The sequence below is a fragment of the Streptomyces sp. NPDC041135 genome (assembly GCF_055592085.1).
Genome location: NZ_JBVIYZ010000004.1, coordinates 377,094 through 394,682, shown reverse-complemented (window position 1 = coordinate 394,682; position 17,589 = coordinate 377,094). Strand labels below are relative to the sequence as shown.

Here is a 17,589-nt window from a genome sequence, read left to right as displayed (position 1 = left end):
AGCGAGGGGTACGAGGGCAATGCCGGTACGGGCCGCGGCCGGCCCCCCGGTGGCACAGGGACGGCCACTGACCGCGCGGGAATTCCGTTCCTGGGGCACGTAATCCGGGTATCGGAGTTTCTGCGGGACGAACTGCGCGCGCGGCGCGCGGCCCCGGACGGACGGATTCGACACGCGTGACGGAGCAGCCCACCTCCTCCTACGACCGCCCCCAGCCGGGCGTCGACCCCGCGGAGGCCCGCGGGGCGCTCCTGCGTTCCCCGAAGCCGCCCGGCCCGGCCGCCTTACCGGTGCAGACCCGCGCCGGTGAGCCGCCCGCCGGGACCGGTACGACCCTGCCCTGCGGCAAGAGGAAGGAGCCCCCAGTCAACGGCCCCGAGCACGCCCAGTCCGCCGCCGCCGAGCCCCTGGGCGTGCCGCCCGCGCACGGGGGTCCCCCGGCGCGGGTGAAGCCGATCGCCGGGGAGGAGGCGAGCGTGGCGGAACACCGCCCGCGGCCCGCTGCGGAGGGCATTCCGCCGCAGCCGGGCGCCCAGCAGGAGCGGGGCACCGGCGGTTCGGAGCGCCGTACCGGACGCGGGCTGCCGCCCGGGCGTCCGATGCCGATGCGCCGGGACGGCGACCGGCTCCGCTTCGTGGGCGCGGCCACCCGGCGCATCGCCCGGGGCATCGACCTCGACGAGATCGTGATGGGGCTGTGCCGGGCCACCGTTCCGACCTTCTCGGACGCGATCCTGGTCTATCTGCGCGACCCGCTGCCCGTCGGTGACGAGCGGCCCACCGGTCCGGTGGTGCTGCGGCTGCGCCGCACCGACCGCATCCCGGAGGAGCGGGACACCGAGAACGGCTTCCTGCCCGCCCAGGAGCCCGACCCGTCCGACGTCTCGGAGTTCGCCGCGCTGTCCTCGCTGTCCTCGCTCACCGCCGAGCTGTGCGAGGTGCGGCCCGGCGGCGCCCTGAACGAGGTGCTGCGCGGGGTGCGTCCGGTGTTCGCGGACGCGCCCGCCGCCCGTGACGCCCTGCCGGAACTCCTCGGCGAGGGCGGGGAGACGGTCGTGCAGGGCGGCCAGCACGCCATCCTGGCCCCGCTGCGGGGCCGGCGCCGGGTGATCGGCGCGGCGCTGTTCCTGCGGCGTCCGGAGCGCCTGGCGTTCGAGGCGGACGACCTGCTCGTCGCCGCCCAGCTCGCCACGCACAGCGCGCTCGGCATCGACAAGGCGGTGCTGTACGGCCGGGAGGCCTACATCGCCGACGAGCTCCAGCGCACGATGCTGCCGGAGACCCTGCCGCGCCCCACGGGGGTGCGGCTGGCCTCGCGGTATCTGCCGGCGGCCGAGACGGCGCGGGTCGGCGGCGACTGGTACGACGCCATCCCGCTGCCGGGCAGCCGGGTGGCGCTCGTCGTCGGGGACGTGATGGGGCACTCCATGACGTCGGCGGCGATCATGGGCCAGCTGCGCACCACCGCGCAGACCCTGGCCGGCCTGGACCTGCCGCCGCAGGAGGTGCTGCACCACCTCGACGAGCAGGCGCAGCGCCTGGGCACCGACCGGATGGCGACCTGCCTCTACGCCGTCTACGACCCGGTCGCGCACCGCATCACCATCGCCAACGCCGGTCATCCCCCGCCCGTCCTGCTGCACCTGGGCGGCCGGGCCGAGGTGCTGCGGGTGCCGCCGGGCGCGCCGATCGGGGTGGGCGGCGTCGACTTCGAGGCCGTCGAGCTGGACGCGCCGGCCGGGGCGACCCTGCTGCTGTACACGGACGGGCTGGTGGAGTCCCGGCTGCGGGACGTGTGGACCGGGATAGAGCAGCTGCGGGAGAGGCTGGCGGCGACCGCCCAGCTGACCGGGCCGGACCATCCGCCGCCCCTGGAAGCCCTGTGCGACGAGGTGCTGGACATGCTCGGCCCGGGCGACCGGGACGACGACATCGCGCTGCTCGCGGCCCGCTTCGACGGGATCGCGCCGAGCGACGTGGCGTACTGGTTCCTGGAGCCGGAGGACGCGGCTCCCGGCCGGGCCCGCCGGCTGGCCCGGCGGGCGCTCGCCCGCTGGGGCATGGAGGACCTCAGCGACTCGGTGGAGCTGCTGGTGAGCGAGGTCGTGACCAACGCGGTGCGGTACGCCTCGCGCCCGGTCACCCTGCGGCTGCTGCGCACCGACGTGCTGCGCTGCGAGGTCGGTGACGACGTGCCGCAGCTGCCCAGGCTGCGCCAGGCCCGGGCCACCGACGAGGGCGGCCGCGGGCTGTACCTGGTGAACCGGCTGGCCCGGCGCTGGGGCGCGACCCGGCTGAGCACCGGCAAGGTGGTCTGGTTCGAGTTGAACCGCAGCTGAACCCGCGGCCGGGCCGCCCCGGCCGGGCCCCGCCCGGCCGGGGCCGGGCCTACGGCTCGTCGTCGGGGTTCAGCGGGTTGTCGGTGATGCCGCCGGTGGGCGAGCGGGTGGTGGTCGGCGTCTGGCTCGGCGTCTGCGTGGGCGGCCGGGTGGTGGTCGGCGTCTGGCTCGGCGTCGGCGAGGGCGACTCGGACGTGGGCGTCGAGGACGTCGGCGGCTCGCTGGTCGGGGTCTGCGACGGGGTGTCGGACGGAGTGGCCGAGTAGCTGAACGACGGCGTCGGCTCGACGGCCGCGCCCTGCGTGGTGTTCAGGTCGAACGCCTCCTTCCGGGTCACGCCGAAGGTGTACGCGGCCCAGATCTGCGCCGGCGGACCGCCGCCGTTGACGCGGCCCTCGCCCATGGCGCCCTTGAGGGAGACGTGGGCGAACCTCTTCACCGGCTCGCCGTCGCAGCCCTTGCCCCCGGCCTTGGCCGCCTCGCCGAACAGGCCGACCGAGGTGACCAGGTCCGGCGTGTAGCCGGTGAACCAGGCCGAGCGGTTGCAGTCGGAGGTACCGGTCTTGCCCGCCACCTGCTGGCCGTCGCGCAGCGGGTTGCTCGCCACCGAGCGCTGCGCCGTGCCGTCGTCGACCACGCCGGTGAGCACGGAGGTCACGGTGTCGGCGGCGGTGCGGCTGATCACCGGGCCGCCGACCGCGTCCGCGATGTGGACCGAACGGTCCTTCTTCTCGGCCGACTTCACGATGGTCGGCGTCACCTTCTTGCCGTGGTTGTCGAAGGTGGCGTAGATGCCCGCCATCTCCAGCGGGCTGGCCCCCATCGAGCCCAGCGTCTGGGCGGGCACCGCCTGCATGCCCTTGGTGTCCATGCCGAGCTTGTCCGCGGCCGACATGACGTTCTTCATCCCGACGTCCACGCCCATCTGGGCGAAGACGGAGTTGACGGACTTGTTCATGGCCTGCTGGACGGTGATGTCGCCGTAGCTGACGTCGTCCTCGTTGGGCGGGGCGAAGCCGGCCTTGGTGCCGTGGTCGAGGACCTGGCGGCGGCTGGTGCCGTCGTAGACGGTGTCGGCGTTGATGGGCTTGCCGTCCTGCGTGGTGGCGTTCTGCTCCAGCGCGGCGGCCAGGATGACCGGTTTGAAGGTGGAGGCGGGCTGGTAGTCGCGGCGCGTGGCGTTGTTGAAGTAGTGCTTGAAGTAGTCCTGGCCGCCGTACAGGGCGACGATCCGGCCCGTCTTGGGGTCCACGGACACGGCGCCCGCCTGCACGTCGGCGTCGACCTTGCGCTTCTTCGGGTCGAGCCGGCCGGTCAGCTGGGTCTTGACCGCCTTCTCCAGCGCGGCCTGCCGGGTCCGGTCGATGTTCAGGGTGATGGTCCAGCCCTGGTTCTCCACCAGCGCGGCCGCGTCCGCCTGGGAGATGCCGTCCTGCTCCATCAGCTGCTGTTCCAGCTGGGTGTTGGCGAGGGCGACCAGGTAGCCCTTCTGTCCCTCCATGCCGGGGGCGCCCTTGGGCTCCTTGGGCTTGGGGAACGTCAGGGACCGGCGCTTGGCCGCGTCCAGCCAGCCCTCCTCGACCATGTTGTCCAGGACGTAGTTCCAGCGCGCCGTCACCAGCCGCTTGCCGGTGTCGGAGGCGACGGCCCAGTCGTACTGGCTGGGCGCCTGGAGCAGGGCCGCCAGGTAGGCGCCCTGCGCCACGCTCAGGTCCTGGGCGTCGACCCGGTAGTAGGCCTGGGCGGCGGCCTGGATGCCGTAGGCGCCGCGGCCGTAGTAGCTGGTGTTGATGTAGCCCGCGAGGATCTCGTCCTTGTTCTTCTCGCGCTCCACCTTCAGCGAGATGACCAGTTCCTTCAGCTTGCGGCTGACCGTCTGGTCCTGGCTGAGGTAGTAGTTCTTGACGTACTGCTGGGTGATCGTCGAGCCGCCCTGCTTGCCCTTGCCGGAGAGGGTGTTGACCAGGCCGCGGGTGGTGCCCTTGAGGTCCACGCCGTGGTCGGTGTAGAAGGACTTGTTCTCGGCGGCCACGAAGGTCAGCTGGACCTTCCTGGGCACCTTGGACAGGTCCACGATCTCCCGGTTGACCTTGCCGTCGCGGGCCAGGATCGTGCCGTCGCTGTACTTGTAGACGTTGCTCTGCCGCTGCGCGGCGACGTTGCCGGCGGGTATGTCCACGGATATGTACAGCGCCAGGAAGGCGCCGATGCCCAGCAGGCACAGTCCGAAGAACGTGCCGAGGATCTTCTTCCAGGTGAACAGCCGACGCACGAAGCCCCGGGCGGGCTTGTCCCCGGCCGCCGACGAGCGGCGCTTGGGCGCCGCGCGGTGGCCACCACGCTGTCGCGCTCGTCTCTCTTCCGCTCGTCCCATGGGTCCCTACGCTCCGCTTCCGTCTCCGTGGCCGGCTCTCACAGGTCAGCTCCGAAAGCTAACACCCGGCTCTATGACAAAGGGCGTCCGATCCGCTCTTTTGCGGACGTGACAATCAGCACCCGCCCGGGCGGAACCGGTGGTGTCCGCCCCGAGGAAACCGACGGCCCACGGGCGTCAAGGGTTGCCTGGCGGGGTAATGTGATATCACTTAGCTAGAACCAAGCTAGAGTTCAGCTGGACACGACAGACCCGGGGGGCCACCCATGACCGCACACGACGCGTCCGCGACCGCCGACGTACCCGAGATGCCCGCGCCACGCGTGCGGGAGTTCACCGCGCGCAGCATCGGCGGCGGACTCGCCCTGCTGCTCGGCCTGCTGGGGCTGGTGGCCGCGGTGGCCCTGGTCGCCTCCTCCTCGGCGGTCTCCGCGAGCGGCACCCAGGCCGGCCTGGTCGTCGCCGGGGTGCTGGTCTTCCTCGCCTCCGTGGTGGCGATGCGCGGACTGAACACGGTGGCGCCGGGCGAGGCCCGGGTGGTCCAGCTCTTCGGGCGCTACCGGGGCACGATCCGCGAGGACGGCCTGCGCTGGGTCAACCCCTTCACCTCGCGCACCCGCATCTCCACCCGGGTCCGCAACCACGAGACCGCGGTGTTGAAGGTCAACGACGCCTACGGCAACCCGATCGAGCTGGCCGCGGTCGTGGTCTGGAAGGTGCGGGACACCGCGCAGGCCACCTTCGAGGTCGACGACTACACCGAGTTCGTCGCCACGCAGACCGAGACGGCCGTCCGGCACATCGCGATCGAGTACCCGTACGACGCCCACGAGGAGGACGGGCTGTCGCTGCGCGGCAACGCCGAGGAGATCACCGAGAAGCTGGCCGTCGAACTGCACGCGCGCGTGGAGGCGGCCGGGGTGCGGATCATCGAGTCGCGCTTCACCCACCTCGCCTACGCGCCGGAGATCGCCTCGGCGATGCTCCAGCGGCAGCAGGCCGGCGCGGTGGTCGCCGCCCGGCGGCAGATCGTGGACGGTGCGGTCGGCATGGTGGAGGCGGCGCTCGCCCGGATCGCGGAGCGGGACATCGTGGAGCTGGACGACGAGCGGAAGGCGGCGATGGTGTCGAACCTGATGGTCGTGCTGTGCGGGGACCGGGCACCCCAGCCCGTGCTCAACACCGGGACCCTGTACCAGTGACCGACCCGGACCCGGCGCGGGACCCGGACCCGGCCGAGGAGACCGCGCGGCGCCGGCCGCGGCAGCGCAAGCAGGTGCTGCTGCGGCTGGACCCGGCGGTGCACGACGCCCTGGCGCGCTGGGCCGGGGACGAGCTGCGCTCGGCCAACGCGCAGATCGAGTTCCTGCTGCGCAAGGCGCTGGCGGAGGCGGGCCGGCTGCCGAAGGACACCGGACCGCTGCCCCGGCGCGGCCGGCCGCCTGTTTCGGAACCGTGACAATCGCCCCCGACCTGCGGGGGCGCACCCGGCGGCACGGACTGGACACTCGACGTATACACACCGCGTATACACGGTGTGTAGAGTGCGGAGCATGTCCATCGGTCACACCCTTCTAGGACTCCTGGAGTCCGGCCCCCGACACGGTTACGACCTGAAGCGGGCCTTCGACGACAAGTTCGGTCACGACCGGCCGCTGCACTACGGCCAGGTCTACTCGACGATGTCCCGCCTGCTGAAGAACGGGCTGGTCGAGGTCGACGGCATCGAGGCGGGAGGCGGCCCGGAGCGCAAGCGGTACGCCATCACGGATGCCGGGATCACCGACGTCGAGCGCTGGCTGGCGACACCGGAGAAGCCGGAGCCGTACCTTCAGTCGACGCTCTACACCAAGGTCGTCCTGGCCCTGCTCACCCGGCGCGACGCGGCCGACATCCTCGACACCCAGCGCGCCGAGCACCTGCGCAGCATGCGCATCCTGACCGACCGCAAGCGCAAGGGCGACCTGGCGGACCAGCTGATCTGCGATCACGCGCTGTTCCACCTGGAGGCGGACCTGCGCTGGCTGGAGCTGACGGCCGCGCGGCTGGAGAAGCTGCGGGCGGTGGTGTCCGCATGACCGGCACCCCGCCCCCCGGCTCCCTGCTCACCGCCCGCGACCTGCGCAAGGCCTACGGCCCGACGCTCGCCCTGGACGGCGCCGACTTCTCCATCCACCCCGGCGAGGTCGTCGCCGTCATGGGGCCCTCGGGATCCGGCAAGTCGACGCTGCTGCACTGCCTGGCCGGCATCGTGCCGCCCGACTCCGGCTCCATCACCTACGCCGGCCGCGAGCTGGCCACCCTCGGCGACACCGGGCGCAGCGCGCTGCGCCGCACCGAGTTCGGGTTCGTCTTCCAGTTCGGTCAGCTGGTCCCGGAGCTGACCTGTGTGGAGAACGTCGCCCTGCCGATGCGGCTGAACGGCACCTCCCGCAAGGAGGCCGAGCGGGCCGCGCTGTCCTGGATGGAGCGGCTGGAGGTGGACGACCTCGCGGGCAAGCGACCCGGTGAGGTCTCCGGCGGCCAGGGTCAGCGCGTCGCGGTGGCGCGGGCGCTGGTCACCGGCCCCCGGGTGCTGTTCGCCGACGAGCCGACCGGCGCGCTGGACTCCTACAACGGCGAGCGCGTGATGGAGCTGCTGACCGACGCGGCCCGCTCGACCAACGCGGCCGTCGTGCTGGTCACGCACGAGGCCCGGGTGGCCGCCTACTCCGACCGCGAGATCGTCGTGCGTGACGGCCGGTCCCGGGACATGGAGCGGGTCGTATGAGGGTCCGGCAGTGGGCCAGGGACCTGGGTCTGGGGGCCCGGTTCGCCTTCACCGGCGGGCGCGAGGGCTGGGTCCGGATGCTGTTGACGGCGGTCGGCGTCGGCCTCGGCGTGGCGCTGCTGCTGCTGACGACCGCACTGCCCACCGCGATGTCGGCGCGGCACCAGCGCGACGACGCCCGGCTGGACTACACCTACGGCCCGCCGCGGGCGAAGGCCGCCGACACCCTGGTGATCTCGGACGTGGACACCACGTTCCGGGGCAAGGACGTGCGCGGCCGGCTGGTCGAACCCGAAGGGCCCAGGGCCCCGCTGGCACCGGGCCTCTCCGCCTACCCGGCGCCCGGCGACATGGTCGTCTCCCCCGCGCTGAAGGAGCTGCTCGGCTCGGCCGGCGGCCGGCTGCTGCGCGAGCGGCTGCCGTACCGGGTGACCGGCACGATCGCCGAGGAGGGCCTCATCGGCTCGCGGGAGCTGGCCTACTACGCCGGCGCCGAGCACCTCGCCGCACGCGTCAACGGCTCGCAGACGGCCCGGATCACCGCGTTCGGGCGTCCGCAGGCGACCCCGCCGGACAGCGCCGACCCGGTGCTGATCCTGCTGGTGCTGATCGTGTTCGTGGTGCTGCTGATGCCGGTCGCGGTGTTCATCGCCGCGGCCGTGCGGTTCGGCGGCGAACGGCGCGACCGCAGGCTGGCGGCGCTGCGGCTGGTGGGCTCCGACAGCCGCATGACCCGGCGGATAGCGGCCGGCGAGGCGGTCACCGGCTCGCTGCTCGGGCTGGTCTTCGGCACCGGCTTCTTCCTGCTGGGCCGTCAGGTGGCCGGTTCCGTCGAGGTTCTCGGCATCAGCGTGTTCCCCAGCTACCTCGACCCCACCCCCGCACTGGCGCTCCTGGTCGCGGTCGCCGTCCCGGCGGCGGCGGTGCTGGTGACGCTGTTCGCGCTGCGCGGGGTGGTCATCGAACCGCTGGGCGTGGTGCGGACGGCCCGGCCCGCGCGCCGGCGGCTGTGGTGGCGGCTGCTGCTGCCGGTGGGCGGCCTCGCCCTGCTGGCCCCGATGATCGGCCACGGCCGGACGAACGGCGCCTTCAACGAGTACCTGGTCATCGGCGGTGTCCTGCTGCTGCTGGTCGGTGTGACCGCGCTGCTGCCCTGGGCCGTCGAGGCGTTCGTGGCCCGGCTCGGCGCGGGCGGGGTCGCCTGGCAGCTGGCGGTACGGCGGCTCCAGCTGAGCAGCGGTACGGCGGCCCGGATGGTGAACGGCATCGCCGTCGCCGTGGCCGGGGCGATCGCCCTGCAGATGGTGTTCGCCGGGGTCGAGGGCTCGTACTCCAAGTCCACCGGCGAGGACACCGCCCGGGCCCAGATGCAGGTCGACCTCTCGCGCGGGGCGGCGCTGCGGCCGGCCGCCGAGCGGTTCACCGCGACCGAGGGCGTGCGCCGGGCCACCGCGCTGGCGAGGATCACGCTCGGCGCGCACCGCTGGAGCGACGAGCAGACGGAGAACACCTCGACCAGTGTCACCGTCGGCGACTGCGCCTCCCTGCGCGAGGTGGCCCGGCTGGACTCGTGCCGCGACGGGGACGTCTTCACCGCGACGGGCGGTGACTCCGACGCCGACGTGACCGCGCTCGCCCGTCCGGGCCGCAGGCTGCACTTCGACACCAGCTACGGCGCCGCGCAGGGCCCGGACCTCACCTGGACCGTCCCCGGCGGCCTGAAGGACGCCCGGGTGATCGAGGCACCCGACGGGAGCCGGGGCAGCGGCCTGCTGATGACACCGGCCGCCGTGCCCGCCCGGGTGACGCCGCTGCTCAGCCCCGCGGTCTACGTCTCGCTGCGGCCGTCGGTGCCGGACGCGCACGAGCACGTGCGCAACACCGCCGCCGCGATCGACCCGCTGGCGCACGCCTGGGTGTGGTCGGAGACCGAGAGCGCGCGGAAGTTCACCTCCATCCGCACCGGTCTGTTCGTCGGCGCGGTGTGTGTGCTGGCGCTGATCGGGGCGAGCCTGCTGGTCTCCCAGCTGGAGCAGTTGCGCGAGCGGCGCAAGCTGCTGTCGGCGCTGGTCGCCTTCGGCACCCGGCGCCGCACCCTGGGCCTGTCGGTGCTGTGGCAGACGGCGGTCCCGATCGCCCTCGGCCTGCTGCTGGCCTCGGTGGTGGGCCTCACCCTCGGCGTGGTGCTGCTGAAGATGACGGCCACCCCGGTCACCGTCGACTGGGCGAGCGTGCTGTCGATGACCGGCGCCGGCGCGGGAGTGGTGCTCGCCGTCACTCTGCTCAGCCTGCCGCCGCTGATGCGGCTGATGCGCCCGGAGGGGCTGCGGACCGAGTAGGCACCGGCCGCCGGCCGCTCCCACGGGGCGCCGGCTCGGCGGGGCGGGCTCGGCGGGACGGCGCCCCGGCCGGGCCGCTCAGTCCTCCGGGTCGACGACCCGGACCGGCAGCGGGCGCAGGGCCTCGCGGAGGGCGGCGGCCAGTTCCTCGTACTCCGCGCCCCGGGCCGCCCCCGCCCGCATCGCCAGCGCGACCCGGCGGCTGGGCGCGGGCTCGGCGAAGCCGCCCGTCAGGAGCCGGCTGCTGCGGGTCGTCTCCACCTTCAGGGCGGTGCGCGGCAGCAGGGTGCAGCCGAGCCCGCCCGCGACGAGCTGGACCAGCGTGGACAGGCCGGCGGCCGTGGTGGTGACCGGCGCGTCCTCCCGCCCCGCCTCCCGGCAGATGTCCAGGGCCTGGTCGCGCAGGCAGTGCCCTTCGTCCAGGAGCAGCAGGTGCAGCTCCCGCAGGGCCTCGCGCGGGATGCCCTCGCGTCCGCCGAGCCGGTGGTCGAGCGGTGTGACGAGCACGAAGTCCTCGTCGAACAGCGGGAGCTCCACCACCCCGGGGACACCGAGCGGCACGGCGAGCAGCAGCAGGTCGAGGCGGCCGGAGGTCAGCCCGTCGAGGAGGCTGGCGGTCTGCTCCTCGTGCACCTGGAGGTCGAGGTGCGGGTAGCGTTCGTGGATCAGGCGCAGCACCGTCGGCAGCAGGTACGGCGCGACGGTCGGGATGACCCCGAGGCGCAGCGCGCCGGTGAAGGGCGCCCGTACCGCCTCGGCCTCCTCCAGCAGCGCGCCGACCTCGTCCAGCACGGCCTTCGCCCGCACCGCCAGCCGCTCCCCGGCGGGCGAGAGCAGTACCTTGCGCGTCGTACGCTCGAGGAGGGTCACGCCCAGGGTCTCCTCCAGCGCCGAGACCGCTCCGGACAGCGCGGGCTGGCTCATCCCGATCGCGGCCGCCGCGTCCCTGAAGTGCAGGTGCTCCGCGACGGCGGCGAAGGCCCGCAGCTGCGCGAGACTCGGCTGCCTGCGCTTGCCGCCGTTACTGAACGTCACTAATAGCCACCTCCGATCAACACGACCGAGTGTAGCTATTTCTGCAATCAATGCACCCTGTGCCAACATCGACTACGTCCAACCCATGGGAAAGACCCTCAAAAGGGGCTCTTCCTCGCTGCAAGGAGAGCGTGTGCTCACTGTCGGTGACAAGTTCCCCGAGTTCGAACTGACCGCCTGCGTCTCGCTGGAGAAGGGCAAGGAGTTCGAGGCGATCAACCACAAGACCTACGAGGGCAAGTGGAAGGTCATCTTCGCCTGGCCCAAGGACTTCACCTTCGTGTGCCCGACCGAGATCGCCGCCTTCGGCAAGCTGAACGACGAGTTCGCCGACCGCGACGCCCAGGTCCTCGGCTTCTCCGGCGACTCCGAGTTCGTCCACCACGCCTGGCGCAAGGACCACGACGACCTGCGCGACCTGCCGTTCCCGATGATGGCCGACTCCAAGCACGAGCTGATGCGCGCCCTCGGCATCGAGGGCGAGGACGGCTTCGCCAAGCGCGCGGTCTTCGTCGTGGACCAGAACAACGAGATCCAGTTCTCCATGGTGACCGCCGGTTCCGTCGGCCGTAACCCCAAGGAGGTCCTGCGGGTCCTGGACGCGCTGCAGACGGACGAGCTGTGCCCGTGCAACTGGAGCAAGGGCGACGAGACGCTCGACCCGGTCGCGCTGCTGGCCGGTGAGTGACCCATGTCGCTCGACTCGCTGAAGTCCCGCGTCCCTGACTACGCCAAGGACCTGAAGCTCAACCTGGGCTCGGTCATCGGCAACTCCGACCTGCCGGCGCAGCAGCTGTGGGGCACGGTGCTGGCGACCGCGATCGCCTCGCGGTCCCCGATCGTGCTGCGCGAGCTGGAGCCGGAGGCGAAGGCGAACCTGTCGCCCGAGGCGTACACGGCCGCCAAGGCCGCCGCCGCGGTGATGGCGATGAACAACGTCTTCTACCGCACCCGGCACCTGCTGTCCGACCACGAGTACGGCACCCTGCGCGCCGGTCTGCGGATGAACGTCATCGGCAACCCCGGTGTCGACAAGGCCGACTTCGAACTGTGGTCGTTCGCGGTCTCCGCGATCAACGGCTGCGGGATGTGCCTGGACTCGCACGAGCAGGTGCTGCGCAAGGCCGGCGTGGAGCGCGAGGTGATCCAGGAGGCGTTCAAGATCGCCTCCGTGGTCCAGGCCGTGGGCGTCACCCTCGACGCCGAGGCCGTCCTGGCCGAGTAAGGCCCTTCAGGACCCGCCCGGGACCCCGCTCACTGACCGTGGGCGGGGTTCTCGGCGTTCACCGGGGCCTTCGGCTGTTCGGGCACGGCGTCCTCCGGGGCGTCGCCCGGCGCGTCCTCCACCGGCGCCGGTCCCGCGCTCTCTCCGCCGGCCGGCGCCGCCCCGTTCCCGGACCCGGGCGCGCCGGCGGGCGGCGTCCCCGGCCGGGCGGGTGGGTGCGACGCCTGTTCCAGCGAGTACTTCCGCAGATACGTCACCACCGTGTTCGTCACCGCCACCAGCGGTACGGCCACCACCGCGCCGCCGATGCCGGCCACCATGCCGCCGGCCGCCACCGCCAGGACGACGGCCAGCGGGTGCACCCGGACCGCGCGGCCGAGGATGAACGGCTGCAGGACGTGTCCCTCGATCTGCTGGACGGCGAGGACCACCGCGAGGGTCATCACGGCGGTGAACACACCCTGCGTCACCAGGGCCACGACCACCGCCAACGCGCCGGAGGCCACCGCTCCGACGAGCGGGATGAAGGAGAACAGGAAGATGAACACGGCCAGCGGCACGGCCATGGGCACGTCGAGGAAGTAGATGCCGAGGCCGATGAAGATGGCGTCGATCAGGGCGACGATCACCGTGCCGCGCACGTACGCGGTCAGCGTGGACCAGGCCCGCGGGCCGGCGCCGGCCATCGCCGGGCGGGCGGGGGCGGGCACCAGCTTCAGCGACCACTCCCAGATGCGGCGGCCGTCGTAGAGCAGGAACAGCGTGGAGAAGACCGTCAGCAGGATGCCGGTCAGCGCCTCGACGACGACCTGGACGCCCTCCAGGCCCACGGACGTGATCGCGTCGGTGTTGGCGCCGATCGCCTCCCGCAGGTTCTTGGCGATCTGGTTGATCTGCTTGTCGGTGACGTGGAAGGGGCTGTGCAGCAGCCACTTGCGCAGTTCGTCGATGCCGTCCTGTATCTGGGTGGAGAGCGTGTCGATGTTCTCCATGACCTGCCAGGTCACGAACCAGCCCATCAGCCCCATGATGACGAAGCCGAGGACCGCGGTGAGCGCGGTGGCCGGGCCGCGCGGCAGCCCCCAGGACCGCAGCCGGGCGACGGTCGGCTGGAGCAGCGCGGTGATGAGCAGCGCCGCGACGAAGGCCAGCACGACCAGCTGGACGGCGCTGATGACCCGCATCAGCACCCACAGGGTGCCCGCCAGGACCAGCAGCCGCCAGCCCGCCTCGGCCGCGACCCGCATGCCCCAGGGCACCGCCTGGGTGGGGTCGGGGCGGGTGACCGGGACGACGGCCATCGCCACCGCGTGATCGGCGGGCGAGGAGACGCGGTCGGGCGCGGGCGAGGTGACGGAGTGTTCCTTCTCCACCTCGGCACGGCGCTCGTCGAGTCTTTCGCTCATCTCGGTCAACCCGGCACCGATACGGCCGAGCCACCCTGGCACTCGCGACATGATCCGTCCTCTTCCCCCGCGTCCCCGGGTGTACGCCACCACTCCCCCCTGGAGTCGTTCGCGTCCGACCGTACAGGGCGACAGCCCCTCCCCCTAGGACGGGGAGGGGCTGCGCGAGGTTGAGCGGGGGCGGAGACCCGGCCGCCGCGGCCGGATCATCCGCACGGCGGCACCGGGGCCGGGGAGCCCGGCAGGGCCTAGTACCAGTGGTTGGCCTGCCAGAACGTCCAGGCCTGGCAGGGGCTGCCGTACCGGCTGTTCATGTAGTTCAGGCCCCACTTGATCTGGGTGGCCGGGTTGGTCTGCCAGTCGGCGCCGACGGACGACATCTTGGAGCCGGGCAGGGCCTGGAAGAGACCGTAGGCACCGGAGGAGGCGTTCACCGCCCGGTAGTTCCAGCTCGACTCGTGGTCGACGATGTTGCTGAAGCACTGGAACTGCCCGCCCGCCACCATCTGACGCGCCATCGCCTGGATCTGCGCGACGGAGTACGAGCTCTGGACGGGGAAGCTGGAGGAGTCGCGGGCCGCGTCGCGGCTGGCGGCCTGCTTCGCCGCGGCGCGCTCCTTGGCCGCCTTGACCGCCTTCTCGGCCGCCGCCTTCTTGGCGACGGCGGTCTCGGCGGCCGCCTTGCGCGCGGCTGCCTCGGCGTCCTTCTTGGCGCTCGCGTCCGCGGCGATGGCCTGGGTGTCGGCCTGCTGCGTCAGGGACGCGGTCTGCACCTGCGCCTGCTGACCCGCGGGGATGTCCGCGAGGAGCGTCGCGTCGGCTGCCGTCGCCTCGGCGTCGTTGTTCTGCGCCACGCTGCCCGAGGCAACTCCGACGACGCTTCCGACGGCGGTGACCGCGGTGGCCGAGGCCACTGCGAATCCCCGGACCGAAATCCGGCTCACTCGGTTTCCTTCCAGCATCGCCCGCTTCGGTGACCCTGGCGGACGCAATCGTGCCCCTGGCGCTGCCTCCCAACTGAAGGGTCACGGGAGGAACGGGCCCGGTGGGCAACTCCCGCGAGGGGAGCGCCGCGTGGTGCTCGGGCGGCATACGACGACGCTATGGAGTTTGCGGTGGTGCTGCTGTGGTGCCGTACCCCTGCGGGTACAGGTGTGTCGTATGCGGGGCCTGACAGGAAGGAGACTCTGCCGTAACCCGGCGCCGGGTGGCAATCTCGGCTTGCGTGGGAAACGTCACATCCGGTTTGTCCCCCGCACTTTCTGGAAAGCCCCACACACGAAGACGCCGCCCGGCTAGGCTCATGGCCTTTGCCGGACGGCGCCCACAGGGTGTCAGATGTGGCCGTCCTCCAGCATTTCGGTCACCAGGGCCGCGATCTGCGACCGCTCCGAACGCGTCAGCGTGACGTGCGCGAAGAGCGGATGCCCCTTCAGCTTCTCCACGACGGCGACCACGCCGTCGTACCGGCCGACCCGCAGATTGTCCCGTTGTGCGACGTCGTGGGTGAGGACGACCCGTGAGTTCGCCCCGATCCGGGACAGCACGGTGAGCAGCACGTTGCGTTCCAGTGACTGCGCCTCGTCCACGATCACGAAGGCGTCGTGCAGCGAGCGGCCGCGGATGTGGGTGAGCGGGAGCACCTCCAGCATCCCGCGCGCGGTGACCTCCTCGATGACCTCCCGGCCGGCGACCGAGGAGAGCGTGTCGAAGACGGCCTGTGCCCAGGGGCTCATCTTCTCCGCCTCGGTGCCGGGCAGATAGCCCAGCTCCTGCCCGCCGACCGCGTACAGCGGGCGGAAGACCATCACCTTCTGGTGCTGGCGGCGCTCCAGGACCGCCTCCAGGCCGGCGCACAGCGCCAGCGCCGACTTGCCGGTGCCGGCCCGGCCGCCCATCGAGACGATGCCGACGTCCGGGTCGAGCAGCAGGTCGAGCGCGATGCGCTGCTCGGCGCTGCGGCCCTTGATGCCGAACGCCTCCCGGTCGCCCCGCACCAGCCGGACGTTGCCGTCGGCGGTCACCCGGCCGAGCGCCTTGCCGCGCTCGGACTGGATGGTCAGGCCGGTGTGCACGGGGAGGTCGGCGGCCTCCGGGACGTACACGTGCCCCTCCTCGAAGAGGATGTCCACCTGTTCGCCGGGCAGCGTCAGTTCGGACATGCCGGTCCAGCCGGAGGAGTCCGTGATGGCCAGCTCGGCGCGGTACTCCTCGGCGAGCAGGCCCACCGAGGAGGCCTTGATCCGCAGCGGCAGATCCTTCGAGACGACGGTGACGTCGTACCCCTCGGCCTGCAGGTTCCGGGCCACCGCGAGGATGCGGGAGTCGTTGTCCCCCAAGCGGTAGCCGGTCGGCAGCACACTGGGGTCCGAGTGGTTGAGCTCGACACGCACGGTGCCGCCCAGGTCCCCGATCGGGATGGGGGCGTCGAGGCGACCGAACTGCACCCGGTAGTCGTCCAGCAGCCGCAGGGCCTGCCGGGCGAAGTACCCGAGTTCGGGATGGTGCCGCTTGGCCTCCAGCTCGGTGACCACCACGATGGGGAGCACGACCTCGTGCTCGTCGAAGCGGGTCAGGGCACTGGGATCGGCCAGCAGGACGCTGGTGTCGAGAACATAGGTGCGCCGGTCTGGCGTGTGGCGCTTAGTGCTGGTCACCACGGAAGGACGTACCCCCTCGGATGAGGTCGGGGAGCGACGAGAAGGAGACTGGACCGGACAGGCGCGAACCAGTACGCCGGACGGGCGGAAACCGGTGCGGCCGGTCGACGGCCGCACCGCTGCACGGTGGGCCGGGAACCGGCCCTCGCGGCTGCTTCCGTGCAGTGACCACACGGTCGGGCTGGTGCAAAGGGCCTCCCGGGCGGACGGCCCCGTGCCGTCCGCTGAGATCCGACACCCGTGGTTCGGGCGTCGACCTGCATGGGTTATGCCCTCGAACACCCGCCGCCATGCAACGGCATGGCACAGCGAGCCGGTGAACTCCTTGTTACCTCGGGCGCAACCGGGGTATACGGGCGCCTTTCGCCGCGTTGGAGCGGCGGCCTCCCGGGTGGCGTCGCTCAGCCGCCGTAACGCCGGTGACGTGCGGCGTAGTCGCGCAGGGCGCGCAGGAAGTCGACCTTGCGGAAGGCCGGCCAGAAGACGTCGCAGAAGTAGTACTCGGAGTGGGCGGTCTGCCAGAGCATGAATCCGGACAGCCGCTGTTCGCCGCTGGTGCGGATGACCAGGTCGGGGTCGGGCTGGGCGCCGGTGTACAGGTGACGGCCGATCATGTCGATGTCGACGGAGTCGGCGAGGTCCTCCATGGACACGCCCTTGTCGCGGGCGTCGAGCAGCATGGAGCGGACGGCGTCGGCGATCTCCTGGCGGCCGCCGTAGCCGATGGCCACGTTGACCAGTATCCCGTCGACGTGCGCGGTGGCCTCCTCGGCCTCCTTCAGCGTGTGCTGCATCCCGGCGGGCAGCAGGTCGGGGGTGCCGACGTGGTGCACCCGCCAGCGGCCGTCGGCGGCGAGGGTGCGCACGACGTCCTCGATGATGCCGAGGAGCGGGACCAGCTCGTCCTCGGCGCGGTCGAAGTTGTCCGTGGACAGCAGCCAGAGGGTGACGACCCCGACGTCGGTCTCGGAGCACCAGCCGAGGAACTCCTCGATCTTCTCGGCCCCCGCCCGGTGTCCGTGGACGGTGCTGGAGCCGGCGGCCTTCGCCCAGCGGCGGTTGCCGTCCATGATGACGCCGATGTGCTTGGGCACCTGAGCGTGGTCCAGGTGGCCTTCCACCCGGCGTGCGTAGAGCCTGACGAGCAGGCCGCGCAGCTTGTCGCGCAGGTTCACGTGAAGTCAGCCCCTCCGTATGGCGCGGATGCGGGTCCCCGCGAGGGCTGAGCCTACCGCCGCTGGGCTGCGCCGTGCGGTCCGGGTGCGGTCGTGGACGCGCGGGGCGGGAGCGCGCGGGCGCACTGGGCGGGGGCGCACGGCGCACTGGGCCGGGGCGCACGGGCGTGGGGTGGGGACAAAAAAACGGGCCGGTCCGTGGGGGGGGAGACGGACCGGCCCGAGGGGGGGTTTCCACCATAACCCTTTGTGAGGGACGGTGGGTG

General features: G+C 72.1%; 14 protein-coding genes. 8 read left to right on the top strand and 6 right to left on the bottom strand.

Annotated features, from left to right (window positions below; all coding sequences use genetic code 11):
* Positions 1-176: 176 nt before the first annotated feature.
* The gene (locus ACZ6CZ_RS12925; protein ID WP_469018805.1) at positions 177-2,339 is read left to right on the top strand and encodes a SpoIIE family protein phosphatase; all 2,163 of its coding nucleotides are present in this window, start codon (positions 177-179) and stop codon (positions 2,337-2,339) included.
* 49 nt (positions 2,340-2,388) lie between these two features.
* Here the strand turns inward: ACZ6CZ_RS12925 and ACZ6CZ_RS12920 are convergent, their stop codons facing one another.
* Positions 2,389-4,713, bottom strand: coding sequence for a transglycosylase domain-containing protein (locus tag ACZ6CZ_RS12920; protein WP_469018802.1), 2,325 nt, complete (start codon positions 4,711-4,713; stop codon positions 2,389-2,391).
* 266 nt (positions 4,714-4,979) lie between these two features.
* Between ACZ6CZ_RS12920 and ACZ6CZ_RS12915 the strand changes: the two genes are divergently transcribed.
* The 5 genes from ACZ6CZ_RS12915 to ACZ6CZ_RS12895 all read left to right on the top strand — a co-directional run bounded on the left by ACZ6CZ_RS12915 (position 4,980) and on the right by ACZ6CZ_RS12895 (position 9,822).
* Positions 4,980-5,915 carry an SPFH domain-containing protein gene (locus ACZ6CZ_RS12915; RefSeq protein ID WP_469018799.1) on the top strand — a complete coding sequence of 312 codons (936 nt, stop codon included), beginning with the start codon at positions 4,980-4,982 and terminating at the stop codon, positions 5,913-5,915.
* Positions 5,912-6,172, top strand: coding sequence for a type II toxin-antitoxin system antitoxin (locus ACZ6CZ_RS12910; protein WP_469018797.1), 261 nt, complete (start codon positions 5,912-5,914; stop codon positions 6,170-6,172). Before ACZ6CZ_RS12915 ends, ACZ6CZ_RS12910 begins: the two co-directional genes overlap by 4 nt.
* Before the next feature lie 94 nt (positions 6,173-6,266).
* Positions 6,267-6,791, top strand: coding sequence for a PadR family transcriptional regulator (locus ACZ6CZ_RS12905; RefSeq protein WP_469018795.1), 525 nt, complete (start codon positions 6,267-6,269; stop codon positions 6,789-6,791).
* Positions 6,788-7,483: an ABC transporter ATP-binding protein gene (locus ACZ6CZ_RS12900; protein WP_469018792.1), complete on the top strand. Its 696-nt coding sequence runs from the start codon at positions 6,788-6,790 to the stop codon at positions 7,481-7,483. The genes ACZ6CZ_RS12905 and ACZ6CZ_RS12900 overlap by 4 nt, the downstream gene beginning before the upstream one ends.
* Complete coding sequence (locus tag ACZ6CZ_RS12895; protein ID WP_469018789.1) at positions 7,480-9,822, top strand: ABC transporter permease; 2,343 nt, start codon at positions 7,480-7,482, stop codon at positions 9,820-9,822. Before ACZ6CZ_RS12900 ends, ACZ6CZ_RS12895 begins: the two co-directional genes overlap by 4 nt.
* Before the next feature lie 78 nt (positions 9,823-9,900).
* Here the strand turns inward: ACZ6CZ_RS12895 and ACZ6CZ_RS12890 are convergent, their stop codons facing one another.
* Positions 9,901-10,857, bottom strand: coding sequence for a LysR substrate-binding domain-containing protein (locus ACZ6CZ_RS12890; protein WP_469018786.1), 957 nt, complete (start codon positions 10,855-10,857; stop codon positions 9,901-9,903).
* Between the two features lie 133 nt (positions 10,858-10,990).
* Between ACZ6CZ_RS12890 and ACZ6CZ_RS12885 the strand changes: the two genes are divergently transcribed.
* Together ACZ6CZ_RS12885 and ACZ6CZ_RS12880 are read left to right on the top strand one after the other, a co-directional pair.
* Positions 10,991-11,545, top strand: a complete 555-nt coding sequence (locus tag ACZ6CZ_RS12885; protein WP_469018783.1) for a peroxiredoxin — start codon at positions 10,991-10,993, stop codon at positions 11,543-11,545.
* A gap of 3 nt (positions 11,546-11,548) precedes the next feature.
* Entirely contained in the window at positions 11,549-12,082 is a 534-nt protein-coding gene (locus tag ACZ6CZ_RS12880; RefSeq protein WP_469018780.1) for an alkyl hydroperoxide reductase, read from the top strand.
* Between the two features lie 29 nt (positions 12,083-12,111).
* Here the strand turns inward: ACZ6CZ_RS12880 and ACZ6CZ_RS12875 are convergent, their stop codons facing one another.
* From ACZ6CZ_RS12875 to ACZ6CZ_RS12860, 4 genes are all read right to left on the bottom strand, one after another.
* Positions 12,112-13,539 carry an AI-2E family transporter gene (locus tag ACZ6CZ_RS12875; RefSeq protein ID WP_469018778.1) on the bottom strand — a complete coding sequence of 476 codons (1,428 nt, stop codon included), beginning with the start codon at positions 13,537-13,539 and terminating at the stop codon, positions 12,112-12,114.
* Between the two features lie 197 nt (positions 13,540-13,736).
* On the bottom strand, positions 13,737-14,450 hold the full coding sequence (locus tag ACZ6CZ_RS12870) for an aggregation-promoting factor C-terminal-like domain-containing protein (RefSeq protein ID WP_469018775.1): 714 nt from the start codon (positions 14,448-14,450) through the stop codon (positions 13,737-13,739).
* A gap of 372 nt (positions 14,451-14,822) precedes the next feature.
* Entirely contained in the window at positions 14,823-16,148 is a 1,326-nt protein-coding gene (locus tag ACZ6CZ_RS12865) for a PhoH family protein (protein ID WP_469018773.1), read from the bottom strand.
* Between the two features lie 401 nt (positions 16,149-16,549).
* Positions 16,550-17,323, bottom strand: coding sequence for an isoprenyl transferase (locus ACZ6CZ_RS12860; protein WP_469018770.1), 774 nt, complete (start codon positions 17,321-17,323; stop codon positions 16,550-16,552).
* Positions 17,324-17,589: the final 266 nt, after the last annotated feature.